We start from the raw sequence: 23,945 nt of genomic DNA on the forward strand, positions 1-23,945 counted from the left end.
TGGAGGATTCATATGAGAATTAAATCAATTAGCTACAAGCAATTATTTTATCTATCATTAGCAGCAATCTTGGTAATTCATACACTTTTTTCAATTAGTCCAATAGCAGCAAAGGCAAACGGAATCAAAACGTTTCCAGACGTTAAATCAACAGATGTATTCTATGATGCCGTTACAAGCTTAGCATCTAGAGAGATTATTAAAGGGTACGGAGATGGAACCTACAGACCTAATAATTCTGTAAACCGTGCACAAGCAGCAAAAATTATTGCATTGGCATTAGGATTAGACACGAAAAATGTAAAGGATCCAGGATTTAAGGATGTTGATCCTACTAGTGAATACTATGGTCCGATTGCTGCGATTGCAAATAAGGGAATTATGAATGGATATGGTGATACTTTTAAACCTAACAATACGTTAACACGTGCTCAAATGTCTAAAATCATCTCATTAGGGTTTGGATTGGGAGAAACTAGTTTAGCTCACAACCCATTTATTGACGTGAATAAGGGTGACTGGTTTGCTATCTATTTGCCAGCACTTATTGAAAACAAGATCACAACAGGTAAGACGGCGAATACCTTTGATCCTAATGGGAAAGTGACTCGTGGTCAGCTTGCAGCATTTGTGTATAGAAGTGAAAATGCAGTGAGTACTAATGTAATAGAATCTGAGATTGTTAACATTACAAGCACATCTGTGGAATTAGAAAGTGGCACCTATACCTTAGCGGATGAATGGAAACAATGGTTAAGCCCAACGAACTTAGGTGCACTAAAAGGGGCAAAGGTAAAATTTCATGATGAGAACTCTGTTATTAAACATGTAGAGTCCATTGAAATGATTGCGAGTGGAAGTATTGATGCAACAAACCCAATATTTGATGGTAAAGGAGCTAGTTTTAGCGGGGATCTTATTATAAGCGGTGACTATATCACAGTTAAGAACCTTACTATATTGGGAGATTTAGTGATTGGGGTGGATGTTAAGAATAGTTTCTATGCAGATACAGTTATAGTAGAGGGAAACACATTACTATCTGATAGAGTGGCAACTATATCTACCATACACAGTGGTACAACAATCTCTAGTTCATTCGCTTATAATGTTTTATCTGAATCAATTTCACACACTACTATAACGTTTGTAAATACAAAATTAAAGGCATTAGAAGTAAAGAAAGAAGGAGCGGTTATTGAAACACTAGGAACCACTTCGGTTCAAGTTTTTAATGTGTATGCTAATACTGGAATAAAAGCTGATTCGAGTATAGTTATTCCAAAGGTTGTGATTCAAGAAGGAGCAAACGAAGTTACCATTGATGCTTCAGTAAATGAACTATCCGTTTCAACTAAAGAATCGTTTCTACTAAAAGGTAAGGGTAATATTCAGAAGGCAACAATCCTTTCTGATACTCAAATTAATATAGAAACAGCGGGAACGATTGACAAATTTGAAACACGTTCCATTAACTCTAAAATAACATTGGGTGATTTGGCTAAAATAGTGGATTTAATACTCCCAGAAGGAGCTAGAGCAGAAGAGGTTGTAGAAGATTACGAATTGGTTAAAGGTAATATTGAAAAAGTGGGTGGAGAAGCTAGCGCACCAACAATAGAAGTGGAGCCTGGCTCAGGTATATATATATTCAAAGGTGCAGATATCAAGGACGGATTCGTTCATATTCAACAATTCCCTTATACAGAAGAAGATGGCGTTTTTGGGTCCTCTATAAATCCAACCATTGACTATTCAATTAAAAATGGTGAGATTAGAATGGATTTTACTAACTTTGGTGAAGTAACTTTTGAGAAGTATTATTTTACAATTGAAAATTCTGGTGTCCTCTATATTGGAGAATTCACTGCAGATGAAATTCTTAACGGAACAGTAAAAGAAATGGACGTAAGAGGAATGCACACGGTCTTAGAAATATCACATCCTTATACTAATAATGAAATGGAACAAGAATTTATTTCATTACTCCCGGTTGATCGTAGTGGAAACAGTCTCTTTAGCATTCTGACTTATCCAAATACAAAAGTACCGAAGGGTTCTTATCATGTACAATATACAGCAAAGGGTAAGAATGCATCGTATAACTTCCTAGAGAGAAACAAGGATCTTAGTATAAACGGGTTAGTAGACTTTACCTCAAATGAAATTGCAAAGATTCAATTTAACATGTCAACAAGTGGTTATGCATTAGAATTTGTTGCTGCTATACATTCTAACCTGTATGCATTAGGTGCCATGAATGAGTTTGCACCAACTATTAATACTCTTTATTTAACAAAAGGTGAGTATGAGACGATTCGACGAACCTATATTAATCAGAGCGGAGAAAGAAAGGAGTACCTTGGCGAACAAACAACCATCTCTCAAGATTCGACTATTAGTGATAGTGAATGAACTTTAAACTGCTAATTTATACCAGATACTAACCTTTATAGGGCGGTATCTGGTATTTTACCTTTTTTACTAATATTTCTTTCCTTACTAGCTAGTTATTACCATTTTTTAGTCATTTACGAGTAATGCTAAAGTGTTGTTAAATAAAGTTATCTAGTAATTATGTAATAGGTTAATATAACTACAACTTCATATACTTATGTTTTTAATGGCAAACCTATCGAAAGGTAGGGACGCAAAGCTACGAGTCTACGGCTTTTTTTGAAAAGCTATGATCGTCTGGTTGCAAACGTTGAGGAATCTATTTTCTCATTGCAACCTTTATTTCAAGGGTTGCATTTTTTTATTTCGACGAAGGTGGGTAGATTACAACTCAAGAGAATCCCACCTGTTTTTTAAGTCATTTCTTCAATACCATGGTCTTATTCCATTAGTACCTATTAAAGATAGAAGGAGAATTCTTCATGAGCCTAACACATTTTAATGATTTACAACGAAACAAGAAGCTCAAAAAAAGACGGTTATATAGAAAAGTCATTTCATTGGGGTTACTATCTGCTTTACTAGTTTCAAATACTTCAGTATTAGCTAGTGAATTAGCACCAGATTATACAGTAGAAAAAGTAGTGGTGGTATACAAAAATGAGGATGGAAAACAAGCTGTTCTTCAGGAAGGGATAGGAGAAACGAATGAACTTGAAACAATCTCTGCAGTAACTACTACACTCACTGAAAGTGATATAAATAAATTAGAACAAGACCCTAACATTGCATATGTAGAAGAGGAAATAGTATTTAAAACAGTGGGGGATTTTCAAACACAAGCAATCACTAGTGAAGAGTCACAATGGAGTTTCCAAGCCGTAAACGAAAATTCTCAGGCATTTACAGATGGGTATACGGGAACAGGAGTGAAGATTGCTGTTATTGATACAGGTATCGCAGCCCATACCGACTTAACTATTGCTGGTGGTGTATCAACAGTTGATAATACGAGCTCTTATCATGATGATCAAGGGCATGGAACGCATGTAGCTGGAATTATTGGGGCAAAACACAATAATGTTGGTATTGTAGGGGTAGCACCAGATGCTCAAATCTATTCAGTAAAAGTACTCGGGGCAGATGGAACGGGTGTTTCAACTGATATAGTCGAAGGCATTGATTGGGCAATTACAAACAACATGGATATCATCAACCTTAGCTTAGGAACGGACACGGAATCATTGGCTATTAAAGATGCCGTAAATCGAGCAACTAATGAGGGGATTTTAGTAGTTGCAGCATCGGGTAACGATTCTATTCGCAATAAAGGTGCCAGGCACCATCCAATATTTGGGTGGTGCCTGGCACTCTTTTTATTCTACAATATAATTCGTATCCATCGATCTTACTAGAAACACAGCAAATTGTGATCGAGTTGTTTTTAAGTTTGGTCTAAACGTGTTGTCTACTGTATAACCAGTTGTTATGTTAGATGAAACTAATGCATCAATATAAGATTTAGCCCAATGATCATTAGTAATATCTTTAAATGTAGAAGGTGTAGTTCCATTTAATTTTAGAGCAAGCGTTAAAACTTTAGCCATCTGTGCTCTCGTTAAAGGAGCATCCGGATTAAACTTTTCTGCTTTAATGAAGATTCCTGCCTGAGTTAGTTTAGCAATTGCATAATAGGCATCATGTGATTCAGGTACATCAGAGAAACCTGGGTTAGGTGGCACGGATTGTTCTAAAGGAATAACGTTAAGTAGAGCTTTTGCTACATCTGACCTTTTAATCGGTTCAAAAGGAGCAAATTGATTAGCTGTTACTCCGGACATAATTCCTTGGCCAGCTAATAAAGAGATTTCATTATAAGCCCAGTTATCATTTAGAACATCATTAAATTTTGGAGCATTGTTAATAATCATGCTTTTTAAAAATGAATCTGCAATTAACACATACCCTTCCTCAGATGGATGAATATCCGCAGCATTTGGTAAATATGTTGACGGAGAATCATCAAAAAGCCCAAATAATGAAACGAATGTTGCGCCATTTTCTTCAGCAACCTTCTTAATGGCATTATTCAAAGCCATTGTTGCTTGATCGACTTTTCCTTGTTGTGCTTCAGGTAGATAAGGAAATGGATTATAATAACCTGACACATAAACTTCAACATCAGGATTTGCAGCTTTCACTTCAGTGAAAATTTCGTTGTAGTTATCTTGAACAGATTGAATGATCTTTAATACTTCTAATAGATTAAAAGAAATTGTCCCCTTTTCTCTATCAATATTTAAAGCCTTTATTACATCGTTTGCTCCTGCAGTTATTGTCACAACATTAGCATCCTGAAGAGCATCTTTTATTTTTTGCCCATCCACTACTTTGTTGTCCACAAGATCAGTTAATACATTTTCAGTCGTGTAACCTGAAACAGCAAACTTATTAGAATATAATTCTAGTGAACTTTGTGTTTCATAATAATCAGCAATAAAATCAGAAAAGCCCTTTCCAAACGATCTATAAGGAGTTTGCCCTGCTGCTAAGGAATCACCTAATGCTACATAACTAACCGTGTTGGTTTCTGCTTCTGTAGAAGTTGGTGATGCGAACCCACCTAATAATAAGGTGAATACCATGATAAATCCTAATAATTTCTTGCTAAACTTCTTCATCCAATCCCTCCGACTACTTTCTATTTTCTATTCATGTTTTTATTCGAGATAATTTATGGAAATTCCTCTTTAATGAAAAATAATTTTTACCATAATTTTCCTATAATGTATAAAAACATATTAGAAACATGGTGCCAGGCACCATCCATAAATTGTGAATGTAATCATTCCTAGAAGATTGATATAAATATAAGATAATAATAAGTCATAATGATAAAAGAAACTAAAGTGAGGAGGAATCATTTAATTGGACTGGAGACAAATTAGAAGTATGGGTAAACGTAGGTTTGTCATTTTGTCGGGAGTGGTTTTATCTATTCCTTTAGTACTTGATTACTTATTAATTAAGTTCTTAGTGAGTACATTTACAATCAAAATTACTTTGATTGAGTTACTGTTGGTTTGGATAGGTTGTATGTTGATTGGAACTTTATTTTCTTTTTTTAGCTGGAATAAGATGGAGGAAGGTTATTTTTTCAAGAACTAAATTAATGAGTCTGGGTGCCAGACACTATCCAAAAACTGGATGGTGCCTGGCACCTTGTTATATATGCATCCCATAAATTGGCCAACCCTCAGGTGCTGCTAATACGTTATAATCCTAAGGTGAAAAAGCATTATGAAGGGAAGGCAGATAAATGATATTACGAAAATACATTACTATTTTTCTTATATTTATGATTGTTAGTTCCATACTTCCTAGTAATCTTGTTTTTGCAAATACAGGAGCGGGGACAGAGGTACAAGATATTCAGGTTTTAAAACAACCAGAAACGCCTAGTACCCTAGAGGTTAGCGATCAGGACGAAATTATCTCTGGTACTTCGGATCCTGAATCATCTATCACCATAAAAAATGGCGAATTGGTGATTGGAGAAGGCAGTGCGGATGCTTCAGGAAAATATGAGGTACTAGTTACACCACAGCCAGCCAATTCTTTACTAGTTTTATATGCTACAAATTCATCAGGAATGAAAAGTTTTGAACGCACCATTAAAGTAGTAGATATAACAAGCCCTGCTCTTCCAGTAGTTGAGAAGGTTACAAATACTAAAACTACGTTATCTGGAACGGCAGAACCAGGATCGACCGTTCAAATCATAGAGAAAAATAGTTATTTTACTCAGGAAACAGTAGCAACGGAAGATGGGCATTTTTCAGTTGATATTGGTTTAAATCTTTCTGGTAGCGCTTTTGGTATAACTGCTACAGATCAAGCAGGTAATATGAGTGAAGAAATGATTGTAGAAGTAGAGGATGTTGTATCACCTGAATGGGAAACAAAATTAATAAACATTCAAGATATCACCGATCATTTTGTCTCTTTTACTAGTTCAAGTGCAACTGATTTTGAACGACCAGAAGAGGTTAGGTATAGAATTTATTTAAATAATAATCTTGTTATGGACAATATCAGATACCTGATGGAATTTAAACTAACTGGACTAGAACCTTCAACAGATTACTTGATTTCAGTCGAAGCTTTAGATACAGCGGGTAATACATCTGAGCCTTTAGAGGCTGCGTTTAGAACAATGAATCCACCGAAGCAATTTAATGATGTGCAATTGTACACGGAGGAGATTAGCTATTTAAATACCAAAGGTATTATAAATGGCTATCAAGAGGATGATACCTTTAGACCTTCCAATACAATCAAAAGGTTACAGGCAGTTCAAATGATTCTCCGTGAAAAAGGAATTAAAGTCACTTCTTCTGAGTTAAAAGACCCGAATCTTACTGATATGAGGCCGGGTAGCTATGGCTATGAAGAGGTTGCCTTAGCTGTTCAACTTGGGATTATATCTGGTAAAACTGATTCGAAAACAGGTGAAAAGTACTTTGATCCTTGGGGAACTTTAACAAGAGGTCAGATGGCGAAAATTTTGGCAACCGCGTATTCTCTTCATGGTTCGGTGAGTGAACAACCGTTTACTGATATTGAGTATGATTTTTGGGCACAAGATTATATTAATGCTCTACATTACTATCAAATCACAACAGGTTATACAGATGGTACCTTTAGATCCAATTTACCAATCTCTAGACAGCATTTTGCCGTTTTTCTTTCTCGTCACCTAAATGATGACTTCAAACCAAAGTCTTCATTTGATCTAGATAGTATGTTAAGTGATGTAACCGTTGACTCGAAAGCATACGCGAGGCATTCTCTAACACTAACCTATAAGCCTAAAAGAACTTACACTGCAAGTGGATATCAGGATTTATTTAGAGTGTTCTCCCCAATTTCAGGAATTATTTATTCACCTAGCCATTTTGGCTTACCGGGGTTCTATCCTCGAGGAAGGAACGACCATGGCTTTAGTGTTCTAAGTGATAAAAAGGACTTATTAATAATTGTTCGTGGATCCGGTGCAGTGGGAACAGAACAACCAATCCGTTATACACTTTTTCCTATCTGGAGTTTTAGTGGCATAGGTCCTTCTTTCCACTCAGGTGTAAGAATCTATCAAGAGCAGCATATTGCTTTAGCAAGACTGCATACTCTATCAGGAGAAACATATAGCACTGCTCTATCTGGCTCCTTGCAAGTTTATGTAGCAATTCGAGATTACAAAGCTGAATTAGAAGATGTGAATCAACAAAGAGAAAACTGGTTTAAACAAAACCCTGATTACGAAGTGCTAGGAATCAAGATGCCTACTTTCCAACCAGCGATGAAGTTTAAGTTTGTGGATGATATCAAAGAGTATCTTGAATAAAAATGATAATGCGGTGCCAGGCACTATCCATTTACTGGATGGTGCCTGGCACCTTTTCATTGTTTTTCATAACGTTTTAAAGATATTAATCAAACTTAAACCATAATTTTACATACTGTTTACATTGAAATAATAATAGAATGCTAGGGTTAATAATGTAGTTAAAATAATTCATAGTTTAATTTAAAGGAGAGAATTTAATGATTTTAAAAAATGCAAAGGGGATTGTGAGTGTTGCATTAGCTTCGGCTTTAACAATTGGTGCATTTGCAGCTCCATTTAGTCAAACATTTGTAAATGCTCAGACATCTAATATTAAAATCCAGTTAGTAAGTTTAAATGACTGGCACGGTCAAATTGATAAAACAACTACTGTTGATTTAGATGGAGATGGTGAAAAAGAAGCCACTGTAGGAAAAGCCTCTTACTTAGCTACTCATATTAAAAACCAAGAAGCAAAAAATGAAAACACACTAGTGATTCATGCTGGAGATATGATTGGTGGTTCTCCAATGATTTCTTCTACCTTCCAAGATGAGCCAACCGTAGAAATTATGGAAGCAATCGGAGTAGATATTGGGACAGCGGGAAATCATGAATTTGATGAAGGTATAGAAGAATATCTTCGTATGGTTAATGGTGGTGAACATCCAAAAGGTAAAGGTACTGCAGGGTATGATGGGATGAATTTTCCAAATATCATTGCAAATATTTATGATAAATCGACTGGTGAGCTTTTATTAGACCCATATCATATTCAAGAAATTGCTGGAACTAAAATTGGTTTCATTGGTGTTGTAACAACTTCAACTCCAGGCATGGTAAAGCCAGATGGAAATGAGAATTTAGAGGTTCGTGACGAATTAGAAGCAATTAACAAGTACTCAGAGGAATTAGTCGGAAAAGGTGTTGAAGCGATTATTGTTCTTGCGCATAACACGGCAGAAGTAGTAGACGGAGTTATGACTGGTGATGTTGCTGAATGGGAAGCAGACGGTTTACATGAAGAAGTAGACGTAATCTTTGCGGGTCACAATCATAAAGTAGTCGATGGTACTATTAATGATGATGTTGCTGTCGTACAAGCATGGGAATATGGTTATATGTTTGGTGCAGTAGACATCGAAATAGATCCAACTACACATGATATTGTACGTGATAAGACCGTTACAGAATTAGTTTATAACACTCAAGATGTAGAAGAAGATCCGACTGTAAAGTCAATCCTTGATAAGTATGAAGAACTTATCGCTCCGGTAAAGAATGAAGTGGTTGGAGAAAGTTTATACAACTATGATTCAAACCGTTACCCATTTAATGACCGTGCCTATTCTGATCATGCTATTGGAAATTTAATTGCTGATGCAATGGTGTGGTCTATGGATTCTGACTTTGGAATCATGAATGGTGGGGGAGTACGTGCTGGTCTTGATGAAGGTCCGGTGACTTTTGGTGAGTTATATACGATTCAACCATTCCAAAATATGCTCCAAAAATTCACGGTTAATGGTGCAGGTCTTCGTGCAATCATGAATGATCAAATCTCTAGTTATGGTTTAGACTATTCTATCGCTGGATTTAAGTACACATACAAGTTTGACCATGAAGCAAAAACTGGTGAAGTTGTTGACTTAATGCTTCTAGATGGAACTCCAATTGAAGAGGATAAACTTTACACTATAACAACTAATGACTATAGCTTTAAGGCAAAAGGTATGGACAAACTTGCAATTGGCGAGACGGAAATGGGTGACATTGATTCAGATGCTTTAAGAAATTATGTAATGGCTTCGGGTGGTATAATTGATTTGAAACCTGAAGGACGTATCCTCCAAGTATCTGATCGTTTTGATGATGTCCCTTTAAGTGACTGGGCAAATCCTTATGTATTTGATTTAGCTCACAACGGTATTGTGAAAGGAAAGGCCGATACACTCTATCATCCAACTAGTAACGTAACACGTGCGCAATTTGCTTCTATGATTACACGTTCTCTTAACTTAGAAGCTGAAAACAAATCTCCATTTGCGGACACAGCTGGTTTAGCTGACGAAACTCAACAAGAGATTGCAGCTGCTTTTGAGGCGGGGATCATTAAGGGTGCTTCTTCAACCGAGTTCCAACCAAATAAGCCAATCACAAGGATTCAAATGGCTACCATGTTAATGCGTGCATATGAATATAAAAATGCAGCAGGCTATGAAGTAGAAGAAAATCACTTCAAGGATATTAGCCAATATGATACTGAAATGAAAACAGCTGTAAGCGCAGCTGCTGAATTAGGTTTTGTTTCTGGTTACGGTGATGAATTTAAACCAGGAAATAAAGCAACACGTGCCCAGGCTGCAAAAGTATTATCTCTTTTCGGGATTCTAAACTAATCATTTTAAAGAACAGTCACTCAGTAGGCTGTTCTTTTTTTGCCATAAACATTTCGTATTTACTTCTTCCACCGATGGTCCCACCAATAGAACGAAATACATTCAATTCTTTCCTTCCAGAAGTAGAGTATGAAACACTAAGTTTCTAAACAAGCTATTTACTAAAAACAAAATAATGAAAAAGACATTAAGTACTTATCCAAATTATAAAAGAGACGTCCACAATCCTCCTTAAATAAATACTTTAAGGGGGATTGTTTTTATTTAGTTTAGAAGAGTTAGAAACGCAGTTGAGGGAGTGTAGACTTTTTGTAACATAAGGAAAGGATGTTAGGAGTCTTGCTCTCTATGTTTTACGTGCTCTAAGAATGTAAAGATCGTTGTGATTAATAACACTAAACCAATACCGGATTTAACTTCATATAAAGCATGATCAAAACCATGAAAAATAAAAGTGCTGGATAGATGCAAGAGCAATATGGTATTCAGGAAAATAAAGAGTAACCCAAAAGGCTTTATCATCATGTCACCTCCTCATTTATAGTCAAAATTAATATCGGGTGTTTTTCTGGTATTGTTAATGGTAATGTTTGTATAAACTTTTTAGATGTTAACCAATGATTATATATATGGTGCCAGGCACTATCCAAAATCTGGGTGGTGCCTGGCACCACTTCCTTGGCACCCTTCTTTTTCTTTTTTTACTTTTCACAAAAACTACCAATTCAATTTAATACACTCAAATAGAATCAAAAGACTGTATAATAGGTAAAGTAGAAAAATATAAATGGGGGAACAGGATTGAAAACTTCGAGAAATATCTTACACTATTTACTCATTCTAGTTTTAGTATTTATAAGTTTTCCTACTAGCGCATTAGGAAATACTCAAGTATCAGGTCAATACTATTCCGCTAATGAAGATGTACCGATTTCAATAGAAAGTGGAAATGGATTGGAAAAAATCGGAATACTTCATAAAGGTGCAATGGTTAAAAGTGATGCCATAAAGGAAAGTGACCTTTACTTTAAACTGGGTGACCAAACAGCTATTGCGGATTTAAATCTCTTTTCAGAACTTGATGTACAAATAGAAACCATAAGCTCTGACTCAGATACAAAGATTACGCTTCTATCTGATGTACAGTTGTTGAACGAGAGTAATCAAGCAACTTTTGTTACCCTTAACAAGGGCACTAGTTTAACGGCTTATGACATTACTGATTCTACTATTTCCTTTTTAATTGGAAATGAGACTTATAGTATTGCTTTAGACCAAATTCAATATGAATTACTAGAGTCGAAGGAATCTTTAAATTTCGATCAATATTTTAAAGTAATAGAGGATCAGGCTGTATTGTATCTGAAAGATCAGGATGGTGTATTTTCTCCTGTAGGAAGTTTACTAGAAGGCCAGGAGTTTGAAATCATAGAGGATGCTGGAGAGTATCATAAGGTAAAAGTTAATAACTTAACTGGATACGTAACTAAAGAGGGAACGGTACCCTCTGATGGTACAAGCATTGGAAACGGCGATTTACCTAATGGACAAAAAACAAAATCGATATCCATTATTACTCATGTTTCAGTCTATGATAACTCTAGTGGCTCCCTTGTACCCTTTGCAACGTTAGGTGAGGGGACTGTTTATAAGTATTATAATAAATCGGGTAATTGGTATATCGTTGAAGTTGGAGGGAGATTAGGCTATATCTACAAAAGTGGAGTTAGGGAACTCCAAGTAGAACAAGAATCCAACATCAATTATAAATATTTTACCCCTTCTAAAGAAATACCTGTTTATATGAATCAAAATGGAGCACTTACTCCAGTTGGGATGCTTACACAAGGTCAAAGTTACACTTATGTTGCTGAATACGGTAATTGGTATCAAATAAATTTTGCTAATCAGACAGGATTTGTTTGGAAAGCAGCTACAGAAAAAACGAATAATGGGTTTCTAAATAATCAAAGAAACCTTTCACCTATGTTTAGTGTTAAAGTTACGGAACCGTTGAGTGTCTTTGATAATACATCAGGAGCTTTAGTTGAGTATGCAAAGATCAACAGCGGTCAGTCTATCACTGTTATTAGTGATGTAGGTAATTGGTTAGGTGTGAACATAGGTGGCCGTTATGGATTTATATACAAACCAGGAACTCAAAGAAGTTTTACTGCAGAAGATCAGTTCTATAAAGTGTTGGAAGAGGATATTACTGTATATAAGCAGCACAATGGTTCGTTAGCTCCTATCGGAAAATTACTAAAAAATCAAGAATTTACTAGATTAAAAGATTATGGGAATTGGCATCAAGTGCAGTTCGGATCTGATCTTGGTTTTGTATGGAAAGAAGCAACGAAGCCGATTCACAAAATAACAGAAGGTGTTCCTGCAGGTTCATCCTCTCCATTAAAAGTGAGGTTCACACAGGATAGCAGAGTTTTTGACAATTCAACCGGAGAACTAATTCCTTTTGCTGTCGTTTATAAAGGCTCAACCTATTCAGTTATTAAGGATTACGGTAATTGGGTAGGAATCAATATCTCAGGTAAACTTGGATTTGTTCATAAGTCAGGTTTTGTCAGAGAATTTACTCCAGATACTAAATTCTTTACAACCATCCAAGAAAACGTTTCAATCTATCAAACTATTAATGGTAAGTTAGTCCCCGTTGGAAAATTAGAAAAGGGGATGGAGTATAAACGAATGAAAGATGCTGGAAATTGGCATGAAATCCAGTACGGTCATACAGTAGCTTATGTATGGAAAGACGCTACTGTTCCAGCTTCAGGAGTAAGTTATAAAGGACAAAATCATGCAGCACAATTGCAGTTACAGGTTAAGACACTAACGAATGTAACAGTCTATGATAACTCTTCTGGAACATTGATACCATTTGCTTCAATCAATGAAGGGACAACCTACCCTATTATTGAGGAAAGTGGAAATTGGTATAAGGTCTTCATTCTTAATAAAGTTGGATACATTTACAAAAAGGCAACTACTACTGTTGCAGCAAAAATAGTAAATCCAAGACAAGTTTATAGCTATTATCAAATGCAAAAAGATTTAACAGCTCTAAAGATCATGTATCCAGATTTAGTTCAGTTAACCACAATTGGAAAATCTGTCGATGGACGAAATCTATATGCATTAAAGCTTGGTAAGGGTCCTAAGGAAGTCTTTATTAATGGTTCACACCATGCACGTGAACATATGACAACAAATGTAGTCATGGAAATGATTGATTCCTATGCCTTAGCCTATACAAATGGAAAAACAATTGATCAATATAATGTAAAAGACTTACTAGAGAAAACCTCCATTTGGTTTGTACCAATGGTAAATCCAGACGGTGTCATGCTGGTGCAACAAGGACATAAGAGTGCAAAGAATCCAAATGAAGTTCTACGAATTAATGGCGGAAAAACAGATTTTACAGCATGGAAGGCTAATATAAGAGGTGTTGACCTAAACAGACAATACCCAGCGGATTGGGACAATATCAGAAATAATAAAGGCAAACCAAGCTATATGAATTTTAAAGGTTATAAGCCATTAAGTGAACCAGAAGTAATAGCATTGTATCAATTTACGTTACAACATGATTTTAAAACAGCCGTCTCTTATCATTCATCTGGTGAAATTTTATATTGGCATTTCCATCAGGATTCTGCTAGATATGCAAGAGATTATGCCTTGGCTAAACAAATATCAAATAAAACAGGATACAGAATGGTTGCCCCTCAATCTAATCCAAGTGGAGGAGGCTATACCGATTGGTTTATTAGTACAATGAAGAAACCTGGTTTTACACCAGAAATCTCTCCGTATGTGGTAGAACAACCAGTACCACTTTACTATTACGATCGTATATGGCAACAAAACTTTTCGATTGGTTTAATGATGGCGGACTATGCGTCGAAACAGTAGGTTTATTTATTAGGTGCCAGGAACCATCCAAAAAATGGATGGTTCCTGGTGCTTTTTTATCTTCTAATTTTAATACCTTAAAAATATTTACAATGTACCTATAAGTGGTATACTTAAAGTAATGTTCTCTAAATAGAACGAATAAAGGGGTGATTTTCACTTTTAAGAACTATGCTAGGTTTTATATTTTTTAAAGTCTTAAATTAATAGAAAGGGAGTCATTGATGAAGAATTTAAGATTAATAATGATTTTAGTTTCTTTTCTTTTTTATTCGTTATTTCCTACCCAGTTATTTGGTAATCTGACAGCTGTACAAGCAACAGAAACAGAGCCACCGTTGACGATCAATCCAGGACACGATCGAATCAAAATTCAAATGGAAGACAGTGATGAACCGCTTCCAACACCTGTAGGTGACTATATTAAAGTTAAATTAAACTTTGAAAACTTCATCTTGGTGGGTGAAAAGATTGATTTAGTTAAAAATCTAACCATTTTCGAAAATCATGAGGAAATTGACCCTCTTACTGTCATCGATCAAATTAATGTTGTAGTAAATGATTCCTCAGTAGCTACCTATGAAAGCGGTTTAATCAAAGGAAGTAAGCTTGGTGAAACTCAATTTGAAATTACCTATAAAAATATGAGTATATACCTCAAGGTCTATGTAGTAGAAGAAATAGAAAGAACTTATACTATTTCGGTTCCAAAAAGTTTAGAGTCTTCCTATGTAGAAACAATGGTTTATGGATATAACCCGAATTTTAATGGATATAGCTATGTGAGTCACGATCGAAAAGTTGAAAGTATTAATGATTCTACTCAACAAGTTCAAATTACCATTAATGCCGGAAATCTTGAGAGATACAGTGACTTGAGAGCATTAATTAGCTATCAAGGAGCAATTCATTTAGTTGAATTAGATTCAGAATTATCCAAGAAAGTAGAGATTGATGATACCTATACTACTCTTGTTTTTCCTGATTATTTTTTTCGTGGAATCGAGCTAGAACGTTGGGGCTACTCTACATACGTTAATTTATCAAAAGAAAACACTCTTCAATTACCAAAAGGACCTTACACAATAAATGCGTCTTATACGAAAGAGTATCAACAAGCAAATAGAGAATTTTTTATATCTTCTAAAGAGATAAGTGCTTATGAACAAAAGAAAGAAATCACTTTTGAAGATACAAAATTAGGTTCCTTAAAAATTGAGTACCAGGGTAGACACGATTATGTTAATGGATATCTACAACTACGACATTCTTCAAGAAATTGGTCGCTTCCGCACGACTATAAAAAAGAGGATATAATCTATCTGAATCCCGGGAATTATAATCTTGGTTTGCAAGCTTCACTTAATGATTTCCATCTTTTTATGGTCAAAAATTTAGAGATTGATGATAACACTTATATTAAAACATCACCTAATTTTAATACGGAACTAGATCTTAATGAAATTTATACAGCGGGTGAAACATTGGAAATCGATCACACAAACGTTAGCTATATGAATAGCGACGGTTTCCAATTAGAACATTTACATAAAGCAAACTCTTCTTTTACTAGAACTTTGACATTAACGAATGTTAATCAGCCTGAAGAAACGTATTCCTTTACGTTGGATGGTGAGTTATATTCCTATGATGATATCGTCCTACCACAAACAGAGGGGACCTTTGATGTAACATTAACTTTCAACTTTAATGAGCCACCAGGTGAGGAGATTCCTCCAACTGTCCTTTCTTTAGCTGCAAAAGATCTGGTAATGCACAAAGATAATACTATTCCGCTAGAGGTATATGCTAATTATTCTAATGGCACGAGTGAAAACATTTCAGTCGAGGCTACTTATACAGTTGAAGACCCTTCAATCATTGAAATCATAAATGGGCAAGTATCAGCACTAGCGGGGGGAAACACGACCGTATCAATTGAACACCTAGGCAAAACGGCTTCATTTACTGTAACGGTGATAGATGAACAAGGAGAACATAACAATCCTCTTATCGGAATAACAACCCCAGAGACATCCTTTTTTATTGAAGAGGGGAAGTTTACTCCAGTTCAAGTAATTGCTTTCTATGAAAATGGTGATGAAGTAGATGTAACAGAATTAGTGAGCTATAATTCCTCAGATCCTACTATTGCTTATGTTGAGAACGGAAATATATTTGGAATAAATCAGGGTGTAGCTACTATCTTTGTACAATATGAAGACCAAACAATTGAGATGGAAGTGACCGTAACGGCTGAACAAACAGAACCAGAAAACCCAGAGAACCCAATTCAATCTATTATCACCAATCTTAACTACTATTCTGTTAAACCAGAAGTAGTATCACCTCTAAGTGTACAAGCAAAGTATGAAAATGGTGAGATAGAAGATATTACCCAACATGCAACTTATGAAAGCTCAAACCCTGATATTGCGATTGTCCAAGATGGACATATTATTGGGTTAAAATATGGAGAAACATCTATAACTGTTCGTTATAAAGGTTTATCTATAACCTTTGAAGTAAGCGTAGACGAAACTGTTCCTGCGTTAGTTAAGCTAGCTTTAAACCAAGAGAAATATGAGCTCACCCACTATAATTCTCTTGAACACACAGTAACGGCTCACTATGACAACGGAGAAACAAAGGATGTAACCAATGAAGTGAAGGTCACGTCTTCGAACACAAATGTTATCCAAATCATTAACGGTAAAATAAAAGCGGCCAATACAGGTCTTTCCACTCTCAGCTTTACTTATCAAGGTAGTAACGTCCAAGCTGAGGTAAAAGTAGTTCCATATTTATTAAAACTGCAAAGTTCTTCTACAACCTTTGAATTAGAAAAAGGTATGACTACTCAATTAGCCTTAGAGGCCGTCTATTCTGACCGAACTAAAAAAGATATTACTCATTTAGCCACCTATCAAGTGGAGAGTTCCACTATTGCAGAGGTAAGTGAGAGTGGACTAGTTACAGGGATTAGTGATGGAGAGGTACTGATTACAGCAAGTTATGAGGGAAAGGAATTCTCCTTTGAAGGAAAAGTGTTGCTGAATGAAACAGGCTTTGAATTCAATTTAAAAGAATACGGGTCAAATAGTATGATTTCAGGGGCAAAAGTGTTACTTCAACGGCAAGAAAAAACCGAGTTTAATGAACTTGCTGAAAAATCCAGTGGTTATTTTAAAGAAGAGCTGCCAGCGGGACTATATGATGTTCTAATTTATAAAAAAGGCTACCTTCCAATGAAAGAGCAGTTTCTAGTGGAAGAACGAAATATAACTTCAAAAACGATTGAACTAGAAAAATCAGATTTAATTGCAGCAGATTTCGAAGTGAATCGGATGGAACCAGAAGAAATACAAGCTGCAGGAATTGATATCAATGATCCTGATAATCGATGGACATATAAGTTTGAAGCTCACCTTGCATTTCAAGGGAAATTTCATGACGTTGAATTCATGGGTAATAGCAAAGGCAGAATATTTAACCCAGAACCAGTTGAATTAAATGGTGGATATAAAGCTTATCCTTACCTTATTTCAGTAGGAAGTGAGGAAAATGAAGTCATACCAATGCTTGCATATATGGTCGTCCCAGGTGAGGTTAGCTGGTTGAAAGAGTTCTTTAGTGCACAATTAATGATTCAAAATCTTTCTCCAGAGCCATTTAGTCTCATTAATTCTAAGATTACTCTAGAATTGCCTGAAGGCTTAAGCCTAGCTGAAGGAACAGAATCTCAAACTTTAGAAGTAGAACTTGGAGATATTCTAGGAGGAGAAACCATCTATCATGAATGGTATATAAGAGGAGATCGGAAAGGGGATTACCATGTAAGGGCTAATTTTAATGGGACTTTAAATCATTTTAATGTACCTGTCCACGGAGAGTTCATAACTCAGGATCCAATCAAGGTATGGGGAGATGATGCCCTTAAAATGTATATTGAAGCTGAAGGTACAGCCGAAGCAGGTATGGCTTATAGAGTAAGGGTTCGTTTAGAGAATATTACAGATACATCTATTTACTATCTAGATTTTAAGTTATTAGAAGAAGGGAAGAAGAATTATTTCTTCTCTCCTAATACCCAATTGGAGTATTCCTTTAATGAACTAAAGGCCAAAGAAGAAGTAATCCTAGATTTCCTTCTCATCCCACTAATAAGTGGAACACTGGATTTGTCTCACTCTTTTATGCTTAAAACTGGAGGCAATGCTCAAATTGAAACAGTGATTAGTACAATTAATTAAGAATAGAGGGCGCTATATGCGCTCTCCTTAATACAAGAAAAAGGAGAAAAATAAGTGAATAATGTCAAGAAGGTTTTTGTTCTTATAAGTGCAATCATACTTATACATAGTTTATTTATACCAGGAATTAAGGCTATTGCAGAAACTAATGCCCAAGATAAGAATTTTAGTGATATTCAAACACATTGGGCTAAAAATTCAATACAAGAATTAATAGAACTAGGAATTATTAAAGGATATGAAGATGGGACATTCCGTCCCGAGAATGAGGTGACGCGTGCTCAATTTATTGCTATGACTACTAGATTACTAGGTATAGATTCTAATGGTCAAAGTCAAACCTTTAGTGATATCCCTACAGATCATTGGGCTTATTCTTCTATTCAGGGAGCATTAGAACACGGTTTGCTTGATAAGGATAAGAAGTTTTATCCAAATCGATCCATGACTCGTGAGGATATGGCAATCGTCATCTCTAAAGGATTAAAGTTAGTTCCAGTAGATGAGGATGAGCTTAATTTTAAAGATAGCTACAATATAAAAAAAGCTCCAAAGCTAGTGGCAGCAGCTGCTCAAGCTGGATTAATAAAAGGTCACTTAGATGGAACCTTTAAACCCCAAGGAAATCTGACTCGCGCTCAAGCATCTGTTATATTTGTGAGAATGTATCAATATTTAGAAGGTATTTACTTTAAAGATATTGAAAATTATTGGGCGGCTGATGCTATTCATAGTTTAGTAGATTTAAGCATTATTAACGGGTATGAAGATTTGACATTTCGGCCTGAAAATAAGGTTACACGTGCTCAGTTTGCTGCTATGATTATTCGAATGATGGGGTACGAATCGACAAGCTTTGAGCCTTTCTTTAATGATATACAAGCTGATCACTGGGCATTTTCTGTAATCCAAGCTGCTGTCGAACAAGGAATTATCAAGCCGGATGAATCTAATTATGTCTTCTCTCCTAATAAACCATTAACAAGAGAGGAAATGGCGATTATGATGGCTAGAACTCTGAAGCTAACCCCCATTTCTGAGAACGAATTAACCTTTTTGGACAAGGGTGACATACAGAACGAAAGAGGTTTAATTGCAAAAACCGTAAAAGAAGGGCTAATTACTGGACATGAGGATAATACATTTAGACCTAAGAATCCCTCAACGAGAGGCCAAGCAGCTACTATTTTACATAGACTATACAATTATAGTATAAATTCAAGCAGCCCAGATATCCCCACACCTTTACCTATTGATATGTCAGAAGATGAAATTACCCTTTTAGGAGGAGTCATTGAACTTCAAGAAAATGTTATCGAATATTTAGAGGAAATTAAGGACGGAGACTCCACTTTTATTTTTAAAAATTCACCAATAGAAATACTAGAGTTGAAAAAGGATGACATCTTTGTTATTCCTCCATCAGAAACCTATCCTACTGGTTTTGCTGAGAAAGTAATCAGCATCCATACAGCTAATGGGCTTACAACAATTAAAACGGTAGACCCTGAACTAACAGAAGTGTTTAAGGAGATAGACATTCAAGAAGTAACAGATATTAATTTTGAAGACTTAATTCCTATTAAATTAGAAGATGGAGTTAGTTTTCATCCGGTTGTAAACGGAGAGACGGTGGAGAATAACCAGAACTCTACTACCATTCAAAGTGATGACGAAGGAGATTTTTCGCTAGTATTAAGTGATATGGAGTTATCAATCAATAATACGAAAGTATTAGTGGAGGGAGAGGTGAAATTTGAAAACTCAGCATTAGTGACGGATGTTGATTATAGCTGGGGAAGATTGAAAATGCTAAAAGCTGTTTTTGTAACAGAGCCTACATTAGAGACACAACTAACGGTTGAGCAGGAAATTGCATCTGGTTCAGCAACATACAAAGCATTTCAAGGGATCTATACTGACCACAGTATTCCAGCATTTCTAGGTGATTCACCGGCAACAGAACCATTTGAAGAAAAGAAATTGTTAGGAACCTTTTATATACCGGTATATGGGCCTGCAGGAGCAAACTTTGAAGTCTTTGTTCATGTTAGAGCAGACTTAACTGTTGGCTTTTCTGTTAAGTTGGTAGAAGAAGGTGAAATGGAAGTAGGGCTCATTGCTGAGAAAGGGAAGCTTACTAAAGTGAAGAAAATTGACTTTAAAGAACCCACAGCTACTTTATCTGGAAAAGGTGGAATTCAGGTAAAAGCGGGAGCGGGAATTGGAGTTAAAGTAGCTATACTTAAACTTAGTGTCGGGGGGATAGAGGGTGAAGTCGGTTTGTATGGTGAAGCATATGCTAATGCTTTAGTAGGTATTGGTGATACAGATGAGATAGGGAATGATGATAAAGAACTCCAAGGTAATATATGTTATCGACTAGGAATGGGAACTTTCCAGGAGATTAGAGCTACATTTGATGCATTAAAGATTATTAATATGGGTCATACTCACACTCTGTGGGATAACAAAGATGAGCTCGCAGCCCTTACCAATTGTGATGAGCATATGCTAATGACTTCACCTGCGATTGTAATCCTTACTCCAGGAGAAGAACAGACTTTGGATCTTGAGTATTTTAAATTTAGTAAGGAAGACTTAGATTTACAAGACGAGACAAAAAATATGGAAAAAGATGATGTTAGTTTTGAACTTAAAGGCAACGAGATTCTATCTGTCAAACAGAATAGTAGTAAAGGAAGCCACTCGTTTGATGTACTAGCTGATGTATCAGCTCAAGGAGGAGAACTTGGGGAGTTAACCATCACCTATAAAAAAGGTGTAAAGAGATTGAAAAAATCGGTCAACATTATTGTGACTGAACTTGAAAAATTTGAGGTTGAGCCAAGTACCCTGAAACTAGATTCAGGAGCTAGTAAACAATTAAAAACGATGGGAATCTATAAGAAACCAATTGGTATAGACTTAGAAGATGTTCTTGAGGATGGTATCACAATAGAGGAGCTTTTTAAAAGACCTATAACGGATTTTAGTAAACTAACATTCAAGAGTATGGATGAAAGTATTGCAACAGTTGATCAAAAAGGGATGGTTAAAGCTAAAGAATTAGTTCAGGAAGACAGTACAGAAATCGTAGTAACTTATATGGGTAAAGAAATTAGAATCCCAGTTACAGTTAAATCCAAGGCATACAGTGGCGGAGGTGGAGGTAGCTCAGTAAATCAACAATTAGAACTGTTTAGACTAATCATTTTGGAAGCAGAAGAACATGCGAATAACACGTTTAAGCCTGAAGCGGAATCTACAAACCCAGCAAGCTTTGAAGATTTAAAGCCAATGCTAACCGAATTCTATACAGAACAATATTTTGATTATTGGAAAAAGGTTTACGATTATAATATTGCTTGGTTTAATGATCCACATCTACTGTATCCTTTAACTGAAGCTACTGAGAAAGGAACTGGAAATACGTTTAAAATAACAAGTGATTCTACTAACTTAGTGAAAGCGACAGTTAATGTACCACTACGTGAAAATGAAGTTCCAGGAGAACAGTTTAATTATGAATACACATTAGTGAAAGAGGACAATAGATGGAGATTAGATACCATTACATGTAAGAGCTGTGAGAAGCCTGAAGAATAAAATTTTCATATAGTGCCTGGCACCATCCTTAAAAATGGATGGTGCCAGGCACTTCTTTTTCTTTATAAAAAGGGCTTAAGCCACTTTATGGGGATAACGTTGGGAAGCTTTCCAGTGGTAAAGGTTTCCTAGTCTGGTTTTTTCAACATCTTTCACTATAATTTTACAAGTAGTCGACAGTGTTCGACACAAATCCATTCCCTGATTTAGTAATGTATATTATAGTTCTATACTATTAGGTCCAAATTAATAGAGTAGCAAACCAGTGAAAATGAAAAGCTAAGCTACTTGTCTAATTTCGATAGAGACCTTATATTGCTTTGGATTTATAGGAGGGTTAACCTATTTTTTAGGTACTTAGTAAGGAGGTGAATCTGGGAAAAATATAATTACATATAGTGCTAGTTCACATCTTAATTACAAAATGGGGGAGTAATAGAATGAAAAAGTTAGTTAAGCTGTTATTATTAATCTCAATAATCGTAATGATTATTCCAGCTAATTTATCAAATGCTCAATCAAGTCAGTCACTTTTATTTAAAGATATCCCTTCTGACTATTGGGGACAAAAAGCTATTGAGTTTATGGTTAGAGAGGGTGCTATTAACGGTTATCCTGATGGTACTTTCAGACCAGAAGTTAAGTTGAAACGAATCCATGTTGCCAAAATGATTGACCGTATTGAAACCTTCTCACTTAATTACTCATTAGAAGAGCTACAAAGTGTTAAACTCGCAGATGTTCCTACTGATATGGATGGGTTTGAAGCAGTAGCCGGACTTTATTTGAGTGGAAAAGCAGACTTTCTATTTAAAGATCGGAAATTCCAACCTTATACCAATATGACTCGTGGAGAAACAGCTGCTTTACTTAGCGAGGTATTCTATTTATACTCAGATAAAGAGTATCAAATTAATGATGTAGCAAAGTCAAACCCTTTTTATGATGCAATTGCTGGTTTAATTGAACATGATGTTACAAAGCTATATGATGGTGTTGCATTTAAACCTAACAACGATTTAACAAGAGCACAATTTGCTATGTTTACTGCACGTATATTAAATGAATATTTCAAACCTAGCAATCAAGATTTCCTTAGTGAAGATGTATTCTATTGGGGGAACTATGTTAATTTAACAAAAATTGATTATAACAATTTCCGTTCCTATGAAATGAGCCCATTTCCCATCTTAGGTGAAGTATTAGTAGAGGGTGAATGGATTTATTACTTGGAGGATACGGAACTAACTAGTGAGACATTAGATGATTATGATTCTACATATCGTGGTAAGTTGTATCGTGTAAAGAAGGATGGTTCAGATAGACAATTAGTTTTAGATGAACAGTTAACAGCCTTTACAATTATTGATAGTAAGATTTACTTCTCAAAATTTGGTAATCTCCTTGAAGATGGAGAATTTGATTATTCGGAGAAGGTAATTGCCCGAATGAACTTAAATGGTTCAAATAAAGAAATACTTTATTCAAATATTTTTGCAGAGAGTATGAGTTTTTTTGATGGATACATTTATTTTGCTGCCTATGATTTTCAAAATTATGAACTAAATCTAAATAGATTTAATATTGAATCACTAACAACCCCAGAACTATTAACAACTGAAAGTTATGGTGTTGATTTTAAAGTCTTTTCTAATGGTATTTATTTTCTAAACTCAGATTATGAAATTATGTATATGGCTCATAATGGAACTCAACTTGCAAAGACCGATCTACCCAACCTACCTATAACCTATATGAATAATTATTTATATTATGATGATTCGGGAGCAAATTATGAGGTGAATCTATATAAGCAACAGGGGAATGGAAGTGGAGAAGGAGAAATCATCTCAACGCATGGATATGTTCATCCCCTTGGAATAGTGGAAAATAGCCTTCTATACTATGACAAGGAAACTGGAGAGTATTTTACTACAGAATTGAAGTAGTATATATGCTTGAAGGATA

The 23,945-nt window shown here is 35.5% G+C and carries 11 protein-coding genes and 1 riboswitch; of the genes, 9 read left to right on the forward strand and 2 right to left on the reverse strand.

Annotated features, from left to right (window positions below; genetic code table 11):
* The first annotated feature begins 12 nt into the window (after window positions 1-12).
* Complete coding sequence (locus M1D60_RS02160) at window positions 13-2,415, forward strand: S-layer homology domain-containing protein (RefSeq protein ID WP_456277585.1); 2,403 nt, start codon at window positions 13-15, stop codon at window positions 2,413-2,415.
* Window positions 2,416-2,615: 200 nt separating this feature from the next.
* Window positions 2,616-2,706: riboswitch (cyclic di-GMP riboswitch) on the forward strand.
* Between the two features lie 173 nt (window positions 2,707-2,879).
* The gene (locus M1D60_RS02165) at window positions 2,880-3,812 is read left to right on the forward strand and encodes a S8 family serine peptidase (protein WP_456277586.1); all 933 of its coding nucleotides are present in this window, start codon (window positions 2,880-2,882) and stop codon (window positions 3,810-3,812) included.
* Here the strand turns inward: M1D60_RS02165 and M1D60_RS02170 are convergent.
* Window positions 3,774-5,078 carry an S-layer homology domain-containing protein gene (locus M1D60_RS02170; RefSeq protein ID WP_456277587.1) on the reverse strand — a complete coding sequence of 435 codons (1,305 nt, stop codon included), beginning with the start codon at window positions 5,076-5,078 and terminating at the stop codon, window positions 3,774-3,776. The genes M1D60_RS02165 and M1D60_RS02170 overlap by 39 nt on opposite strands.
* A gap of 247 nt (window positions 5,079-5,325) precedes the next feature.
* Here M1D60_RS02170 and M1D60_RS02175 point away from each other — a divergent pair, with 247 nt between their 5' ends.
* From M1D60_RS02175 to M1D60_RS02185, 3 genes are all read left to right on the forward strand, one after another.
* Window positions 5,326-5,565 (forward strand): hypothetical protein, encoded by a 240-nt coding sequence (locus tag M1D60_RS02175; RefSeq protein ID WP_456277588.1) that lies wholly within the window; start codon window positions 5,326-5,328, stop codon window positions 5,563-5,565.
* A 151-nt stretch (window positions 5,566-5,716) separates the two neighbouring features.
* Window positions 5,717-7,801 carry an Ig-like domain-containing protein gene (locus M1D60_RS02180; protein WP_456277589.1) on the forward strand — a complete coding sequence of 695 codons (2,085 nt, stop codon included), beginning with the start codon at window positions 5,717-5,719 and terminating at the stop codon, window positions 7,799-7,801.
* Between the two features lie 200 nt (window positions 7,802-8,001).
* The gene (locus tag M1D60_RS02185; protein WP_456277590.1) at window positions 8,002-10,182 is read left to right on the forward strand and encodes an S-layer homology domain-containing protein; all 2,181 of its coding nucleotides are present in this window, start codon (window positions 8,002-8,004) and stop codon (window positions 10,180-10,182) included.
* 330 nt (window positions 10,183-10,512) lie between these two features.
* Here M1D60_RS02185 and M1D60_RS02190 read toward each other — a convergent pair whose 3' ends face one another.
* Window positions 10,513-10,707, reverse strand: a complete 195-nt coding sequence (locus tag M1D60_RS02190; protein ID WP_456277591.1) for a hypothetical protein — start codon at window positions 10,705-10,707, stop codon at window positions 10,513-10,515.
* 276 nt (window positions 10,708-10,983) lie between these two features.
* Here M1D60_RS02190 and M1D60_RS02195 point away from each other — a divergent pair, with 276 nt between their 5' ends.
* The 4 genes from M1D60_RS02195 (at window position 10,984) to M1D60_RS02210 (ending at window position 23,926) form a co-directional block, all read left to right on the forward strand.
* Complete coding sequence (locus M1D60_RS02195) at window positions 10,984-14,115, forward strand: M14 family zinc carboxypeptidase (protein WP_456277592.1); 3,132 nt, start codon at window positions 10,984-10,986, stop codon at window positions 14,113-14,115.
* A 224-nt stretch (window positions 14,116-14,339) separates the two neighbouring features.
* The gene (locus tag M1D60_RS02200; RefSeq protein ID WP_456277593.1) at window positions 14,340-18,368 is read left to right on the forward strand and encodes an Ig-like domain-containing protein; all 4,029 of its coding nucleotides are present in this window, start codon (window positions 14,340-14,342) and stop codon (window positions 18,366-18,368) included.
* Window positions 18,369-18,422: 54 nt separating this feature from the next.
* A complete protein-coding gene (locus tag M1D60_RS02205; RefSeq protein ID WP_456277594.1) occupies window positions 18,423-21,977 on the forward strand; it encodes an S-layer homology domain-containing protein in 3,555 nt (1,184 codons plus the stop codon).
* A 440-nt stretch (window positions 21,978-22,417) separates the two neighbouring features.
* Entirely contained in the window at window positions 22,418-23,926 is a 1,509-nt protein-coding gene (locus M1D60_RS02210) for an S-layer homology domain-containing protein (protein WP_456277595.1), read from the forward strand.
* Window positions 23,927-23,945 lie beyond the last annotated feature (19 nt).

This window comes from Bacillus sp. AK128 (genome assembly GCF_053903075.1).